We start from the raw sequence: 14896 nt of genomic DNA, 5'->3' as shown, positions 1-14896 counted from the left end.
CCTCCATGCGCCAGCGTACCGACGAACCCATGACTGCCGCCCCCACCCCTCGACGCCGCGCGCGCGCTGCCGTTGCTGCTGCGCCGGCAGAAGCCGAGCTGCCCTCCACTGGCCTGCTCAGCGACAACGACATGTACGAGCGCATGGTCTCGGCCATCCTCGACCACCGCCTGCCCCCGGGCACCAAGCTGGTGGAGGACAAGCTCGCGGCGGCCTTCGGTGTCTCGCGCACACGCGTGCGGCCGGTGCTGGTGCGCCTGGCCAACGAGCAGGTGGTCACGCTCACGCCCAACCGCGGCGCTTCCATCGCCCAGCCCACGCCCGAGGAGGCGCTGGAGGTCTTCGAGGCACGCCGCCTGATCGAGCCGCGCCTGGTGGAGCTGTTCATCGCCAACGCCACCGATGCGCACATCGCCGCGCTGCGCGCCTGCGTGGACGAAGAGGAGGCCGCCCGCGCCGGCGGCGACATGCGCCGCGCCATCCGCCTGTCGGGCGACTTCCACCTGCACATCGCGCAGGCGGCCGGGCACCAGACGCTGGGGCGCATCCTGCGCGAACTGGTGTCGCGCACCTCGCTGATCCTCATGACCTACAGCCCCAGCCACGCGCGCGAGCGCGAGGAGGCGACTGCCTGCGGCTGCCGCGAGCACCGCGCACTGATCGACGCCATCCGCCTGCGCGATCCCCAGGAGGCCGCGCGCCGTATGCTCGACCATCTGGCGCGCATCGAGACGCAGCTGGAATTCACCCCGCCCGCAAGCGAGGTGCCGGACCTGGCCACCTTGCTGGGGGCCTGAGTCCATGCGCCACCTGCTCGTCATCAACCCCAACACCTCGCCCAAGGTCAGCGCGCTGCTGCAGCAACATGTGCAGGCTGCCGCAGGCTCGCACGTGGCCGTGCGCACCGCCACCGCGCGCTTTGGTGCACCCTACATCGCCTGCGAGGCCAGCTACGCCGTGGCCGCGCATGCCGCGCTCGACGCCTGGGCGCTGGACGTCTCCACCGAGGCATCGCCGCCCAGCGCCGTGCTGATCGGCTGCTTCGGCGACCCGGGCCTGATGGCGCTGCGCGAGAGCAGCCCCGTGCCCGTCACCGGCCTGGCCGAGGCCTCCTTCATCGAGGCCGCGCGCCACGGCCGCTATGCCATCGTGACCGGCGGCGAGCGCTGGGGCCCCATGCTGCAGCGCCTGGCCCAGGCCTTGGGCCATGCCCATGCGCTGGCCGGCATCCACACCGTGGCGCCCACGGGCGCCCAGCTCGCGGCCGACCCTGTGGCCGCGCGCGCGTTGCTGGCCCAGGCCTGCCGCGACGTGGTGCGCCAGATGGGCGTGCAGTCCGTCATCCTGGGCGGCGCCGGCCTGGCCGGCATGGCCGCGGCCGTGCAGTCCCAGGTGGGCGTGCCCGTGATCGACAGCGTGGTCGCCGGCGCCCACTGGGCCTTGCGCGCCAACGCCGTGCCACCCGAGCGCAGCGCGCCGGCGTTCGATGTGGCGTGGGAGGGGGTGTCGGGCGAGATGGCGGCGCTGGGTCTGAAGGCCGTTTCGTAGCTATTTGACTCTATGCACGGCCTGTTTTAGTATTACATCTGTAATAACTGAAAGAACCGCCATGCACATGCTCAAGCTAACCCAGATCGGTAATTCCGTCGGGGTGGTGCTGCCCAAAGAGGCGCTGGCGAGGCTCAAGCTCAGCAAAGGCGAATCCATCTTTTTGACCGAGACTCCCGATGGATACGCTCTGACCCCCTACGACCCAACCCTGGAAGAGGAAATCAAGGCGGGGCGTGAGTTCATGCAGGACTTCAAGGACACCTTCCACCAGCTCGCCAAATGAATTGGCGCTGGGTTAGCAAACAGGCCTTGATGCTTCTGCACGGGGAAAGCCTTGCCACCCATGGTGGCCGGGAAGGTATGCGCAACGAGGGATTGCTGGAATCCGCCTTGATGCGCCCGCAGAACATCGTGGCTTATGCAGATGCAGCCGAGCCGCCCGACGCGGCGATGCTGGCGGCCAGTTACGGCGTGGGGCTGGCGAAGAACCACCCTTTCGTGGATGGAAACAAACGTGCAGCGTTTCTGGCCGTGGGTTTGTTTCTGTACCTGAACGGCCTGCGGCTGCAGGCCACCCAGGCCGAGGCCACAGTGGCCATGCTGGCCGTGGCCTCTGGGGAGTGGACTGAAGACGCCTTCGCAGCCTGGTTGCGTGTGCACACTGGTCCTCGCGCGACACGCTGAGGTCAACCGGTCAGCCCGGCGTAGCAACGCGCTCCATGCGCGTCAGCGGCAGCGCCTCATCCTCGTTGGCCGCCCTGGGCAGCACGAAGTTGAACACCGAACGCGTGAACGGCGCGGTGATGCCCAGCGACTCATAGCCCTTGGGCGCCACATTGCGCTCCAGCGCAACGATCAGCCCATCGCGCGTGGCAAACGCGAAGTCATCGTCGATGTAGCTGTCGCCCGGAATGTTCACCTGGGTGGTCAGCGTGCGCATGCCGGGTGCCGCCACCAGGAAGTGAATATGCGCCGGCCGCTGGCCATGGCGGCCCAGCAAGGCAAACAGCTCGTGCACTGGCCCCACGGGCGGGATCGCATAGCCCGGAGGCAAGAAGCTGCGAAAGCGGTAGAAGCCCTTGGCATCGGTCTCGATGCGCCGGCGCAGCTCATAGGGCTGCATGCCCGGCATGAAGTGCGAATAGCCGCCCTTCTCATTGGCATGCCAGACATCCACCATGGCATTGGGAACCGGCTTGCCATCGAGGTCCAGCACCTGGCCTTCCATGACGAAGATCTCGCCACGCGGCTCGCCCTCGTCCACGCGCACCTCCACCTTGGACGTGGGGGCACCGGCCACAAACAGCGGGCCCTCGATGGCGCGCGGCGTGCCGCCCGCGCGGCCGGCGCGGGCATCGGCCTCATCGGCGCGGATATCGATCAGGCGATCGAAGCCCAGGCCGGCGGTGATCAGGCCCGCCTGGCCGGCAGCGCCCAGTCGGTTGAGCCAGCCCGTGGCGGCCCAGAATTCGTCGGGGGTGACATCGAGTTCGTCGATGGTCTTGAACAGGTCGGTGACGATGCGCTCGGTGAGCTGGCGCACTCGGGCGTTGCCGGGGGCGATCTGGCGGGAGTTGACCTGCTCCAGCAGTTGCGATTGGGTGAATTCGGCCATGGGGTTGTCTCCTTGTGGTGGGGTAGAGAAATGAAATCGTTGGGTGTTCAGAGGCTCTTGAACAGCGGGCTACGGCGTGCGGGCGCGCCCGCGTCGGCTGCGGTGAAGAATTTCTCGGTGTAGATGTCGGGCTCGAACAGGCGGCCCTGCATCAGCGTGGCGATGCAGCCTTCGATCATGGGCGGCGGCCCGCACAGGTAGGCCTTGCTGCCCCGGAAGTCGTTGCCCAGGTGCTGCTGCAGCGCCTGATGCACATAGCCGGTGGCGCCGGTCCATGCAGCGTCGTCGTTGGCCGACAGCACGGGCACGTAGCGGAAGTTGGCGTGCGCTGTGGCCAGGGCCTCGAACAGCTCGGCAAAGTACAGCTCCTGCCGCGTGCGTGCGCCATGGAACAAGGTGATCGGGTAGTCCACGCCCTCGGCCAGCAGGTCCAGCACCATGGACTTGGGGCTGGACAGGCCCGAGCCGCCCGCCAGGAAGATCGCCTGGCGCGTGGCCGACTTGCGCACGAAAAAGCGGCCGAAGGGGCCCGAGAGGTCCAGGCGTTCGCCCACCACCGCATGCTCGTGCAGCCAGGTGGTCGCAGGCCCGCCGTCCACCTTGCGGATGTGCAGCTCGATCAGCGCATCGCCCGGCGCACTGGCGATGGAGAAGGCACGCGCGCCCTGCACCCCCGGCACCTGCAGCATCACGTACTGGCCGGCCTGGAACGCGATGGCCCGGTCCGGCTGCAGCCACAGGCCCAGGATGGTGGGCGTGAGCATCTCTCGGCGCACCACCTGGCCCAGGAAGTCCTGCAGGGGCAGGTAGCGGGCGTCGGGGTCTTCGTCCACCTCGGCCTCGATCACCAGGTCAGATTGCGGCGTGGCGCAGCAGGCCAGCACCTTGTTCTCGTCGCGCTCGAAGTCCATCAGTGCGAAGGGCGAGGCCTCGCCGTGCTCGAACTCGCCGTCCAGCACCTGCACCTTGCAGGTGGCGCACAGGCCGTGGCAGCAGGCGTGGGGGATCCACACGCCTGCGCGCAGGCAGGCGTCCAGTACCGTCTGGCCCTCGGCGATCTCCACCGTCTGGCCCAGCGGCTCTATCGTGATCTGGTAGCCCATGGCCGCCTCACGAACCCGAGCCCGCGATGCCGGCCAGGCCCGGCGTGCGCAGCTGGATGAAGGACTTGTGCACCAGGCCGTTGTCGGCCAGCGAGCGCGCCGGGTCGGGCGTGAAGGGCTTGCCCGAGTCGCGCCATTCGGCCCGGCCCCAGTCGATGCGCGCAAAGTCCGGGTGGCTGCCGTAGACGCCGGGCAGCACCTCGCTCACCAGGGCCCCGAAGGGCATGGCCGCGGGCAGGGGCAGGCACACGGGCGAGCAGAACAGCAGGTGGTCTTCCCAGCCGATGTAGAGCAGGCGGTTGCCGTGGAACTTGTCTTCGGCGTCGGCGGCTGTGCCCTCGTAGCCGGGCTGCAGTGCGATGACAGGCATGTTGTATCTCCTTTCGTTCGTTCGGGGTCAGGCCGCCTTGGCAGGGGATGTCGGTGCGCCTTCTGCGGGCAGGTGGCTGCGGCCGGTCCAGCGTTCCCAGTTGGCGCGGTCGGGGCTGGCGTTGTATTCGCCGGTGTCGGCGCTGGTATCCAGGTGGTACCAGGCCAGCACTTCGGCCAGCGGGTTGAAGCCGGGCTGGGTGGGGTCGGTGCCTTCGCGGAAGCAGTTGCCCTGGTAGATCTGGTGCACGGGCAGCCAGGCCTGGCGGAACTTCTCGGGCTCGCCGTCGAACACGTCCTTGCAGCCGTCGGAGCAGAAGTGGTACTTCATGCCGTGGTAAGTGGACTTGCGCGCTGCGATCTGGGTCGGGTTGTCCATCTCGGTGAAGGCCATCGGGATCTGGCAGATCTGGCACAGCATGGGCAGGCTGTTGTTCACCCAGCGCTTGCCGGCCTGCTCCTGCTCGCGCAGGTGCACCAGGCGCGGGCGGTAGTACTTGTCGAAGGTGTTGGGGTACTTGGCAGACAGCCAGTCCATCTCTTCGTCGGTGGGGATCCAGGTGTGGATGCCCGCGGCGTGGGTGTAGTTGTAGAAGATGCCCCAGGCCTGGTGGGTGATGTGCTCCTTTTCGAGCTTTGCCACGTCGGCGTACTTGGGCAGCTTCACGCCGTAGCGCGCCAGGTCCTCGAACAGCGCGCCGCCGTTCTTCTCGAAGTACATCTCCCAGGCCTCGGCCCAGCTCATCACGCGCTTGGGCAGCATGTAGTCCATCATCATGCCTACCAGGGTCAGCAGGCGGTAGCCACGCCAGAACCACTTGTCCACCCACTTCTGGATGATGGGCAGGTTGTCCGGGTCCTGCTCCAGCATGAACTTCACCACCTCCAGGCCCAGCGTCATGTGGCGCGACTCGTCCGACTGGGCCGAGAAGCCGAAGGTCACGGTCGCCATGTCGCCGTTGTAGGCCGCGCCGCTCATGAAGGGCATGAACAGCAGGTTGGTGAGCACATACTCGAACGAGAACGAGATCGCGGTGATGAACTCGAAGGGCCCCGCCGTCATCGCGTCGTCGAAGTAGGACTTGGGCACCGACAGGTACCACAGCCGGTCGTGCATGTGGTGGAAGTCGTGCAGCCCGTTGAAATACTTGTTGTAGTGGCTGATGGTGTGCACCTGCGTCTGCGCGTGGCGCAGCTCGTCGATGGACTGCATCTGCGCGGCGATGCGCGCGCCCACGCCGCGCAGCGAGCGCCCGGCCATGGCGTAGCCGCGGTGCGCCGCGTACTCCAGCGGCGACACGCCCGTGAGGAACAGCTTCAGGGTGTTGACGTAGCGCGCATCGGTGACGTTGAACTGGCCATTGTTCTGCGCGAAGGCGTCGATGATCGCGTAGAGCTTTTTCTCCTTCTCGCCCTGGAACTTCCAGTACGCGTCCATCGTCAGGCGAAACGGGTCTTCCCATTTGTCCCAGTCGTGGATCTTGATGCCCTCGAATTGGTCGAAGGGGAACACATCGTCCATGGACTGGTAGGTGGTGTCCCAGCCCAGGCCGCGCGTCATCAGTGCGTACTTTTCCTTGATGCCCAGGCGGCGGGCGCTGGCGTTGTGGTTGTTGTTCTGGCTCATGGTGTCTCCTGGAAATAAATGGGGGCTGCGTCAGGCGGTCTCGCCGCGCGTGAGGCGAAAGGCGTCGTCCGTCTCGTCGATGTTTCCGGACAGCGAGATCAGGTTCAGGTGCAGCTCCTGCACGTCCCAGTCGCGGCCCATGCGGTCCTGCACCGATTCGCGGTGGATGACGATCTGGCCGGGCGCGTCGATCTTCACCATGGCCGGAAACTCCGCGGCCGTGGCCAGCGGGTTGTCGGCCAGGATGGCGTCGATGATGAAGCGCGTTTCGTCGTTGGCCTGCAGCGCGATGAAGACGCTGGGGCGGTCCTGCAGGGCGGTGTTGGTGGTGGTCATGAAGGTCTTTCGTCGGGAGGGTTCAGGCAGCGATGCCCAGCTTGGCCATGCGGGCGACCAGGGCGGCATCGGCCTGCGCCAGTGCCGCGGCGCCGGCTTCCGCACCCAGGCCGGCCGTGGCCAGCGGTGCCAGCGCGCGCAGGATCTCGCCACGCCAGGTGGCGGCCCAGGCGCTCAGTTGCTGCGCATTGGCGGGCGATTCCTCGACGGCGGTCTTCACGGTGGCGTCCACCCAGCGGGTGGTCTCGTCGTACCAGTCGTTCATGAAGCTGGTGAGCATGGACAGGGCATTGCCCGTGGCCGGGTTGAGGTCGGCCTCCAGGTGGCGGTAGACCAGTGGGTACAGCAGGCCGTCGAACACCAGGTTCTGCGCCACGAACACCTCGAACCAGTCCTTGGTGACGAACAGGTTTTCCAACAGGCGGCGCACGCCCTGCCAAGCCGGTGCGTGCAGCCAGTCCTCCTTGGCTTGCGCCAGCGCGGCGTCGCCGTTGGCATCGAGCATCAGGCCCACACGGGTCAGGTACTGGGCAATGCCCAGGCGGTCCATGGTGGCGAACATGGTGGCCTGGGTGATGGCCGCGCCCCAGCCGTAGGCGGTGATGGTGCAGTTGTTCATGTTGGCGCCCCACTCGTAGTGGCGCAGCGGCACCAGCGCGGCCTGGATGCGCTGGCGAGTGGCGGCGTCGAGCTGGCCGAGCAGCTGGCGCTTTTCCACGAACTCGTACTGCTTCTCGGTGGCGTCCTGCTGCTTGGCGCGGGCCATCACATACACGCCGTAGTAGAAGTGGCGCGGGTCCTTGAAGGCGTACCAGTCTTCCATCACGATGGCCGTGCGACGCTTGTCGTACAGCGCGCGCTCGGGCTCCCACAGCGGGCGGTAGTGGAAGTGGGCCTCGGGCTGCATGTCGATGGTGGCCTCCTGGTAGCGCGAGGCCGGTTTGTCCGCGCCCAGGCGGCGCGCTATGAACGAGAAGGTCTGCCGTATCGGCTTGACGCTGGTGGTCTGGATGTCGACATGCATCGTGTTGTCTCCTGGTCGTGGTGGGGTTGGGAAATCGGAAAGAAAGCAAATCTCAGTGGTCGATGCCGGGCGCGCCGAAGCGCCACTTCAGGCGTTCGTAGTCCAGCCGCGCACCTTCTTCGGCGTCGAGGTGGATGGCCTGGTGCTGGGCGCAGAACGCGTGGAACTGGGGGAACAGCAGAACCAGCTCCACCGCGAACTCGGGGTCGCCGATGGCGAACTCGAATTCGACGAAGCGCTGCTCCAGCGTGCCGGTCACGCGCACATAGCAGGGCAGGCCGGTCAGCGTGGTGGCCGATGCCGATGGAGTTGCACCGTGGGTGGGGTTCATTTGTTCACTACACCAATCGAGTAGGGGCCAAGGGCCCGGGCGGTGTAGAAAGGGCAAACGCTGTGCCAGCGCACGCAAGCCCTTGATTTGCATGGGATGGCCCCATGCCGTCACCCCGTTGCCAGGGTTTTCCTGAAGCCTCAAATCATCAAATGCTGCAGTGCAGCTTGATCAAATGGTGAAGTGGCGAACGGGCGTGGCTGCCCCTGCGCGGCAGGCGGCGCAGGCTGCGGGAGACAGGTGGGAAGGGGCGGGCGCCAGGCCCGGGAACGCCAGGGCCCGCGCGCGGATCAGGCCGCCGGCACGCCTTCTTTCTTGAGGCGATAGGCCAGCTGCGGCCGCGTGATGCCCAGAAGGCGCGCTGCCTGCGAGAGGTTGCCGCCCGCACGCTGCAAGGCCGTCTGCAAGAGGCGCTGCTCCAGCTGGGCCAGGTCCACGTTGCGGTCCAGCACCTCGGTGCAGATGCCGTCGATGGCATCGCTGGGCGCGCCGCGGGTTACCGCACCGCGCCCGTCGAGCTGCCCGCCCTGGGCGGGGGGCGCGACGCCCGACAGGTGCGATGCCTCGATGAAACCCTTGTCCGGCGCCAGCAGCACCGCGCGCTCCATCACGTTCTCCAGTTCGCGGATGTTGCCGGGCCAGGGGTGGCCCAGCACCGCGCGCATGGCCTTGTCGGTCAGGCCCAGCACCTTCTTGCGGTACAGCTCGCCGTAGCGCTCGACGAAGCGGTCCACCAGGGCCGGGATGTCGGCCGTGCGCTCGCGCAGCGGCGGTATGGTGATGGGAAAGGTGTTCAGGCGGTAGAACAGGTCGGCCCGAAAGCGCCCGGCCTGCATGGCCTGCTGCAGGTTCACGTTGGTGGCGGCGACGATGCGCACGTCGAAGGGCGTGCTGTTCTCGGCGCCCAGGCGCTCCAACTCGCCGGTCTGCAGGGCGCGCAGCAGTTTGACCTGGGCGGCCAGTGGCAGGTCGCCGATCTCGTCGAGGAACAGCGTGCCGCCGTGCGCCCGCTCGAAGCGCCCGGCCCGCGCCAGGTGGGCGCCGGTGTAGGCGCCTTTCTCCACGCCGAACAGCTCGGCCTCGATCAGCTCGTGCGGAATGGCCGCGCAGTTGACGGCGATGAACGGCCCTTTGGCGCGCGGCCCGTTCTCGTGCAGCCAGCGCGCAAAGACCTCCTTGCCCACGCCGGTCTCGCCCAGCAGCAGCACGGTGATGGCGTTGTCGGCCGCGCGGCTGAGCAGCTCGAAGGCCTCGCGGAACCCCGGCGACACGCCCACCAGCTTGCTGTCGTAGCGCCGGCGCGCCTGCACGCTGCGCAGCTGGTCCAGGCCGATCTGGTAGTCGATCAACTGCGCGGCGAAGGGCTGGGGCTGGAAGTAGGCCACGTAGGCATCGTCGTTCCAGCGCTCTGCCGGCTGGCCCACGATGCGGCACAGCGCATCGCCCTGGCTGCGGCATTCCACCTCCTTGTAGACCACGAGTTGGCCCATGAAGGTGCTGGTGTAGCCCGAGGCGTAGCCGATCTGCGTCCAGCAGGCCGGGTCGTCGCCAAAGCCGAAGTCACTGATGTTGACCTCGTCCTCCCAGGAGTTGGTCCACAGGAACTCGCCATAGAAGTGGCCCTGGGCCAGGTTGATGTCGAGCTGCACCTTCTCGACCGACACCACGCCTTCGATGGAGTGCAGCTGCGGCCCGAGCAGAAAGGCATCGTGCGTCTTGAGACCGGCGCGCCGCTGCTTGACGGCCAGCTCGCCATCGCGCTGGCCCGAGGCAAAGCCCATGCGGATGAGCAGGCCGCGCGCGCGTTCCACGCCCAGCGAGTCGAACAGTTCCTTGCGCAGCGCCGCCAGGGCGCGGGCATGGAGCAGCAGCATGCGCTGCTCATCGAGCCAGATATGGCCGGTGTCGGCATTGAAGCGCAGCAGCGAGAGGGGATTGGCCAAGGGAGTCTCCAGCATTCCGCTTTGCGGCAGCCGGGCTGCCTTTTGGCGGATGGTGCGGGTATGGTGCGCCATTGCGCCTGCCGGCGCCACGGGGTTTTTCCTGCAGCGGCGCGGGGCAGTTGAAGCCCAGCGCCAACGCCAAAAAAGCCGCCCCTTTTGGAGGCAGCTTGGCGTTGGGGCGCTGGCGTATCAGCCCGGCGTAGCCACCCGCTCCATGCGCGTCAGCGGCAGTGCCTCGTCTTCGCTGGCCGCCCTGGGCAGCACGAAGTTGAACACCGAGCGCGTGAACGGCGCGGTGACGCCCAGCGACTCATAGCCTGCAGGCGCCACGTTGCGCTCCAGCGCAACGATCAACCCGTCGCGCGTGGCAAAGGCGAAGTCATCATCGATATAGCTGTCGCCCGGAATGTTCACCTGCGTGGTCAACGTGCGCATGCCCGGTGCTGCCACCAGGAAGTGGATGTGCGCCGGGCGCTGGCCATGGCGGCCCAGGGCGGCGAACAGTTCGGCAACGGGGCCGGTCGGCGGAATCGCATAGCCCGGTGGCAGAAAGCTGCGAAAGCGGTAGAAGCCCTTGGCATCGGTCTCGATGCGCCGGCGCAGCTCGTAGGGCTGCATGCCTGGGAAGAAGTGCGAATAGCCGCCTTTCTCATTGGCATGCCATACATCCACCATGGCATGGGGCACAGGCTTGCCATCGAGGTCCAGCACCTGGCCCTCCATCACGAAGACTTCGCCCTTGGGCTCGCCCTCGTCCACGCGCACCTCGACCTTGGCCGTGGGGGCACCGGCCACGAACAGAGGGCCTTCGATGGCACGCGGCGTGCCGCCTTCGCGCCCGGCCTTCTGGTCGGCCTCGTCGGCGCGGATGTCGAGCAGGCGGTCAAAGCCCAGGCCCGCCGTGATCAAACCGGTCTGTCCGGCAGCGCCCAGGCGCGTGAGCCAGGCGGTGGCGGCCCAGAACTCGTCGGGGGTGACATCGAGCTCGTCGATGTTCTTGAACAGGTCGGTGACGATGCGCTCGGTGAGCTGGCGCACGCGCGGGTTGCCGGGGGCGATCTTCTTGGTGTTGACCAGTTCGAGCAACTGGGCCTGGGTGAGTTCTGCCATGTTCTTGTCTCCTCTGTGGGGTGGTTCGTGGGGAAGAAAAGGGGATGCCCGGTCAGTCGAGCTTGATGTGGCGCTCTGCAATCAGCTTCGCCCAGCGATCGGACTCCCTGGCCAGGTGCGTGGTCAGTTCGGCGGGCGTGGAGCCCACGGGCTCGGCGCCGATGGTCTCGAAGCGCGCCACCACGTCGGGCTGCTTCATCGCATCGCGCAGGGCGGCGTTGAGCTTGTTGACGATGGGCGCCGGCGTGCCCGCCGGCATGAACACCGCGAACCAGGGCGAGACCTCGTAGCCCGGCAGGCCGGCCTCGGCCAGCGTGGGCACATTGGGCAGGGTGGCCGAGCGCTTGGCCGTGGTCACGCCCAGCGCGCGCAGCTTGCCCGACTGCAGGTGCGGCCGCGCCGAGGTGATGCTGTCGAACATGTAGTGGATCTGCCCGCCCAGCAGGTCGGCCACGGCCGGGCCGCTGCCCTTGTAGGGGATGTGCAGCATGTCGGTCTGCGCGAGCGAGTTGAAAACCTCGCCCGCCAAATGGATCGAGGTGCCGTTGCCGGCCGAGCCATAGGTGAGCTTGCCCGGCGCCTTGCGTGCAGCGGCGATCACGTCGGCTGCGGTCTTCACATCGGGCTGGGTGGCATTGGTGACCAGCACGTTGGGCACCACGGCCAGCAGGCTCACGGGGGCGAAGTCCTTGATGGGGTCGTAGGCCAGCTTGCCGTACAGCGGCTTGTTGGTGGCCATGCCGATGGAGGTGATCATCAGCGTGTAGCCGTCGGCCGGCTGCTTGGACACGAACTCGGCGCCGATGTTGCCGCCCGCGCCGGCTTTGTTCTCCACCACGAAGGGCTGGCCCAGCGCCTGGCCGACCTTCTCGCCCAGGGTGCGGGCAATCGCGTCCATGGCGCCACCGGGCGGGAAGGGCACGACCCAGCGGATGGGCTTTTTCGGCCAGTTGGCGCCCGGGGCCTGGGCATGCGCTGTGGGCAGCACCGCCAGCGCGGTGGTAGCGGCCAGCAGGGCCAACAGGGTTTGTCGCTTCATTCGTCTTGTCTCCGGTACTCTTTTGGGGGATGGCGGTCAGATGGCCGAGGGGTGCTTTGCCAGTGGCGTCACGGAGATCTTCATGAATGGGAACAGTGGCAGACCCTGCAGCAGCTGGTGCAGCTCGTCGTTGGAGGCCACGTCGAAGATGCTGTAGTTGGCGTACTCGCCCACCACGCGCCAGATATGGGGCCAGCGGCCGTCGCGCTGCAGGTCCTGGGAGTAGGCCTTTTCGCGGGCCTTGATCTCGTTGGCCTGCTCGGCGGGCAGGTCGTGGGGAATGTGCACATCCATGCGGACGAGGAACAGCATGCGGGGGTCTCCTTGTTTGCTTGCTTAAACGGTGGTGGCCTGGCGGCCCAGGTCGATGTGCACGGGTGCCTTGCCTGCGTTTGCGCGGTCGAAGCGGTCGAGCTGCGCGAGCGAGACCTCCACGCCAAAGCCCGGGCCATCGGGCAACTGCAGCGCGAAGTCGGTGATAGGCATCTGGTTTTCCACGATGTCATCCACCAGCAGTTGCGGGCCGAACAGCTCGCAGCCATGGTGCTGGTGGCCCAGGGTGGAGAACACATGGGCCGATGCGGCGCTGCCCAGCGAGGTCTCCAGCATGGTGCCGCCGTACCAGCCGATGTCGGCCGCCTCGGCCACCGCCGCCACCTTGCGCGTGCGCAGCAGGCCGCCGTGCTTGGCGACCTTGAGCGAGAACACGTGGCAGGCCTGGCCACGCGCGAGGGCCATGGCGTCCTGCGGGGTGCACACGGTCTCGTCGGCCATGATGAGCGCATCGCGCCCCAGCGTGGCGGTCAAGCCCTTGAGGGCCTCCACGTTCCAGTGGGCCACCGGCTGCTCGATCAGCGTCACGCCGGCTTCCACCAGCTGCGGCAGGTAGCGGCGCGCGGTGTTGCCGTCCCAGGCCTGGTTCACGTCCACCGTCAGCGTGGCGCGGCCCGCCAGGCCCCGGGCGATCTGGGTCACATGGGCCACGTCGTCGGCCGGGGCATTGGCGCCGATCTTCATCTTGAAGATGTGGTGGCGGCGCTGCTCCAGGCGCAGCTGGGCCTCCTCCAGGTCGCGCTCCACGTTGCCGCTGGCCAGGGTCCAGGCCAGTGGCAGGCTGGCGTGCACCTTGCCGCCCAGCAGTTGCCAGGCCGGCAGGCTCAGCGTGCGGCTCACGGCGTCGACCAGGGCCATCTCCACGGCGCTCTTGGCGAAGGCATTGCCCTTGCAGGCCTTGTCCATGCGCGCCAGTGCCGCCTCGAAGCCACCCGCGCCTTGGCCGCGCAGGGCAGGTGCCAGGTACTGGGTGATGGCGTGGTGGATGCTCTCGGGCGATTCCTCGTTCCACGAGGGGCCGCCGATGGTGGCCGCCTCGCCGAAGCCGCAGGCGCCGTCGGCCAGCCACAGCTGCACGATGACCGGGCTCTGCCGGCTGATGGCGCCAAACGACAGCTTGTGCGGCCGGATGGTGGGGATGTCCAGGATGCGCGCTTCAATGCGCTCAATGGTGAAACCACCGGGGTGGTTGTGCATGGGGAAGGCCTTCGGTCGGTAAGCGGAAAACGGTACAGGCCAAAGGTTAGTTTCTGCCCGTCTGCAAATCCAATGATTCATTTGCAATGCATTGTTCGATACCATCGATGGATTCCTGTTCCGTCCCACGAAGGCCACCCCATGGAAATCCGCCAGCTCCGCTATTTCCTCGACATCGCGCGCACCGAGCACCTGACGCAGTCGGCGCAGAACCTGTTCGTCACGCAGTCCACGCTGTCGCACGGCCTGCGCCAACTGGAGCAAGAGCTGGGCGTGGCCCTGTTCGACCGCTTGGGCCGCGGACTCAAGCTATCGCAGGCCGGTTTGGCCTTTCGCACCTACGCCGCGCGCGCGTTGCAGGAGATCGAGGCCGGCCGCATGGCCCTGGCCGACATGGGGGCGCTGCAATCGGGCTCCCTGACCGTGGGGGTGATCCCCACCTTTCTGCACACCCTGGTACCGGCGGCCGTGGCGGCGTTCAGCAGCGCCTACCCCGGTGTCAACGTGGTGGTGCGCGACCTGCGTGCCGGGCCCATCGAGGAGCAACTGGTGGAGGGGCAGCTTGATGTGGGCATCGCCTTCTATCCCACCGAGCGTGAGGAGATCGAGACCGAGCCCTTGTTCGAGGAGCGGCTGCAGCTGGTGGTGAACCGGGCGCATCCCCTGGCGCGGCGCCGCACGCTGGCCTTGAAGGACCTGGCGGGGGTGCCGCTGGCCATGTTGCCGCGGGCGTTCACTACGCGGCGCCTGATCGATGAGAGCCTGCGTGCCGTTGGGGTGGTGCCGGTGGTGCGGGTGGAGATGGAGTCGGTGGAGGGGTTGCTCGATGTGTGCCGGTGGGGGGATCTGGCGAGCATCGCTCCGGAGCGCGCTGCCTTGCAGGCGGCGGATTTGCATGCCATCAATCTGCATTCGCCGGGGATGGTGCGGCATGCGGGGATTTTGTGGCGCAAGGGGGCTTCTCGGAGTCGGGCGGCTTTGGAGTTTGCTGCTTTGCTTCGGCCTTGAGTTTTTGGTCTTGGTCGTGGTTGCCGCGTGCCTTGGTTGAGGGCGGGAGCCGGGATGTCCGCCCGGCGGCGGAGTAACTTTCTCTTGGGCCGCCAAGAGAAAGTCACCAAAGAGAAGGCGGCCCCGCTGCCCGTGTCCCCCTCGCACTTCGTACGAGGGGGCAGCCTGCGATGCTCGGTCCTGGGGTGCACCGTGGAACTCTCTACGTTCCCCCTGCGGGTGAACTCCGCTCGAACATCCACGGTGAGTCAGACAACGATGCGCGTGTCCTTCGGCACGCGCTCACCCCAGGCCCTGCGCTTCTCGGCAC

Annotated in this window: 17 protein-coding genes; 5 read left to right on the top strand and 12 right to left on the bottom strand. The window is 67.3% G+C overall.

All coding sequences use genetic code 11. The features are described from left to right. Nucleotides 1-5 precede the first annotated feature (5 nt). The 4 genes from AC3WOH_RS30750 to AC3WOH_RS30735 all read left to right on the top strand — a co-directional run bounded on the left by AC3WOH_RS30750 (nucleotide 6) and on the right by AC3WOH_RS30735 (nucleotide 2235). A complete protein-coding gene (locus AC3WOH_RS30750; RefSeq protein WP_492233102.1) occupies nucleotides 6-797 on the top strand; it encodes a GntR family transcriptional regulator in 792 nt (263 codons plus the stop codon). A gap of 4 nt (nucleotides 798-801) precedes the next feature. Then, nucleotides 802-1548 carry an aspartate/glutamate racemase family protein gene (locus AC3WOH_RS30745; protein WP_492233101.1) on the top strand — a complete coding sequence of 249 codons (747 nt, stop codon included), beginning with the start codon at nucleotides 802-804 and terminating at the stop codon, nucleotides 1546-1548. Nucleotides 1549-1609: 61 nt separating this feature from the next. Beyond that, nucleotides 1610-1834 (top strand): AbrB/MazE/SpoVT family DNA-binding domain-containing protein, encoded by a 225-nt coding sequence (locus tag AC3WOH_RS30740; protein ID WP_145696226.1) that lies wholly within the window; start codon nucleotides 1610-1612, stop codon nucleotides 1832-1834. Beyond that, nucleotides 1831-2235, top strand: a complete 405-nt coding sequence (locus tag AC3WOH_RS30735) for a type II toxin-antitoxin system death-on-curing family toxin (protein WP_492233100.1) — start codon at nucleotides 1831-1833, stop codon at nucleotides 2233-2235. The genes AC3WOH_RS30740 and AC3WOH_RS30735 overlap by 4 nt, the downstream gene beginning before the upstream one ends. Before the next feature lie 10 nt (nucleotides 2236-2245). Here the strand turns inward: AC3WOH_RS30735 and AC3WOH_RS30730 are convergent, their stop codons facing one another. From AC3WOH_RS30730 to AC3WOH_RS30675, 12 genes are all read right to left on the bottom strand, one after another. Beyond that, nucleotides 2246-3166 (bottom strand): dioxygenase family protein, encoded by a 921-nt coding sequence (locus AC3WOH_RS30730; protein WP_492233099.1) that lies wholly within the window; start codon nucleotides 3164-3166, stop codon nucleotides 2246-2248. A gap of 47 nt (nucleotides 3167-3213) precedes the next feature. Further along, on the bottom strand, nucleotides 3214-4269 hold the full coding sequence (locus tag AC3WOH_RS30725) for an NADH:ubiquinone reductase (Na(+)-transporting) subunit F (protein WP_492233098.1): 1056 nt from the start codon (nucleotides 4267-4269) through the stop codon (nucleotides 3214-3216). Nucleotides 4270-4276: 7 nt separating this feature from the next. Then, a complete protein-coding gene (locus tag AC3WOH_RS30720) occupies nucleotides 4277-4639 on the bottom strand; it encodes a phenol hydroxylase subunit P4 (RefSeq protein ID WP_492233097.1) in 363 nt (120 codons plus the stop codon). Nucleotides 4640-4666: 27 nt separating this feature from the next. Next, nucleotides 4667-6265 carry an aromatic/alkene/methane monooxygenase hydroxylase/oxygenase subunit alpha gene (locus tag AC3WOH_RS30715; RefSeq protein ID WP_492233096.1) on the bottom strand — a complete coding sequence of 533 codons (1599 nt, stop codon included), beginning with the start codon at nucleotides 6263-6265 and terminating at the stop codon, nucleotides 4667-4669. A 30-nt stretch (nucleotides 6266-6295) separates the two neighbouring features. Then, complete coding sequence (locus tag AC3WOH_RS30710; protein WP_007856809.1) at nucleotides 6296-6601, bottom strand: MmoB/DmpM family protein; 306 nt, start codon at nucleotides 6599-6601, stop codon at nucleotides 6296-6298. Nucleotides 6602-6623: 22 nt separating this feature from the next. Continuing rightward, nucleotides 6624-7625: an aromatic/alkene monooxygenase hydroxylase subunit beta gene (locus AC3WOH_RS30705; protein ID WP_492233095.1), complete on the bottom strand. Its 1002-nt coding sequence runs from the start codon at nucleotides 7623-7625 to the stop codon at nucleotides 6624-6626. Between the two features lie 52 nt (nucleotides 7626-7677). Beyond that, nucleotides 7678-7956 (bottom strand): phenol hydroxylase subunit, encoded by a 279-nt coding sequence (locus AC3WOH_RS30700; RefSeq protein WP_492233094.1) that lies wholly within the window; start codon nucleotides 7954-7956, stop codon nucleotides 7678-7680. 290 nt (nucleotides 7957-8246) lie between these two features. Continuing rightward, nucleotides 8247-9914: a sigma 54-interacting transcriptional regulator gene (locus AC3WOH_RS30695; RefSeq protein WP_492233093.1), complete on the bottom strand. Its 1668-nt coding sequence runs from the start codon at nucleotides 9912-9914 to the stop codon at nucleotides 8247-8249. Between the two features lie 174 nt (nucleotides 9915-10088). Continuing rightward, on the bottom strand, nucleotides 10089-11009 hold the full coding sequence (locus AC3WOH_RS30690) for a dioxygenase family protein (protein WP_492233092.1): 921 nt from the start codon (nucleotides 11007-11009) through the stop codon (nucleotides 10089-10091). 52 nt (nucleotides 11010-11061) lie between these two features. Then, nucleotides 11062-12048: a tripartite tricarboxylate transporter substrate binding protein gene (locus tag AC3WOH_RS30685; protein WP_492233091.1), complete on the bottom strand. Its 987-nt coding sequence runs from the start codon at nucleotides 12046-12048 to the stop codon at nucleotides 11062-11064. Nucleotides 12049-12084: 36 nt separating this feature from the next. After that, entirely contained in the window at nucleotides 12085-12360 is a 276-nt protein-coding gene (gene catC / locus AC3WOH_RS30680; RefSeq protein WP_492233090.1) for a muconolactone Delta-isomerase, read from the bottom strand. Nucleotides 12361-12384: 24 nt separating this feature from the next. Further along, nucleotides 12385-13578 (bottom strand): muconate cycloisomerase family protein, encoded by a 1194-nt coding sequence (locus tag AC3WOH_RS30675; RefSeq protein ID WP_492233089.1) that lies wholly within the window; start codon nucleotides 13576-13578, stop codon nucleotides 12385-12387. Between the two features lie 141 nt (nucleotides 13579-13719). Between AC3WOH_RS30675 and cynR the strand changes: the two genes are divergently transcribed. Beyond that, nucleotides 13720-14586 (top strand): transcriptional regulator CynR, encoded by an 867-nt coding sequence (gene cynR, locus AC3WOH_RS30670; RefSeq protein WP_492233088.1) that lies wholly within the window; start codon nucleotides 13720-13722, stop codon nucleotides 14584-14586. The last annotated feature ends 310 nt before the right edge of the window (nucleotides 14587-14896 follow it).

This window comes from Acidovorax sp. FW305-C-20-28 (assembly GCF_058783375.1).
Note: the sequence above shows the minus strand (reverse complement) of the source record. Positions and strands in the feature narration are given on the sequence as shown.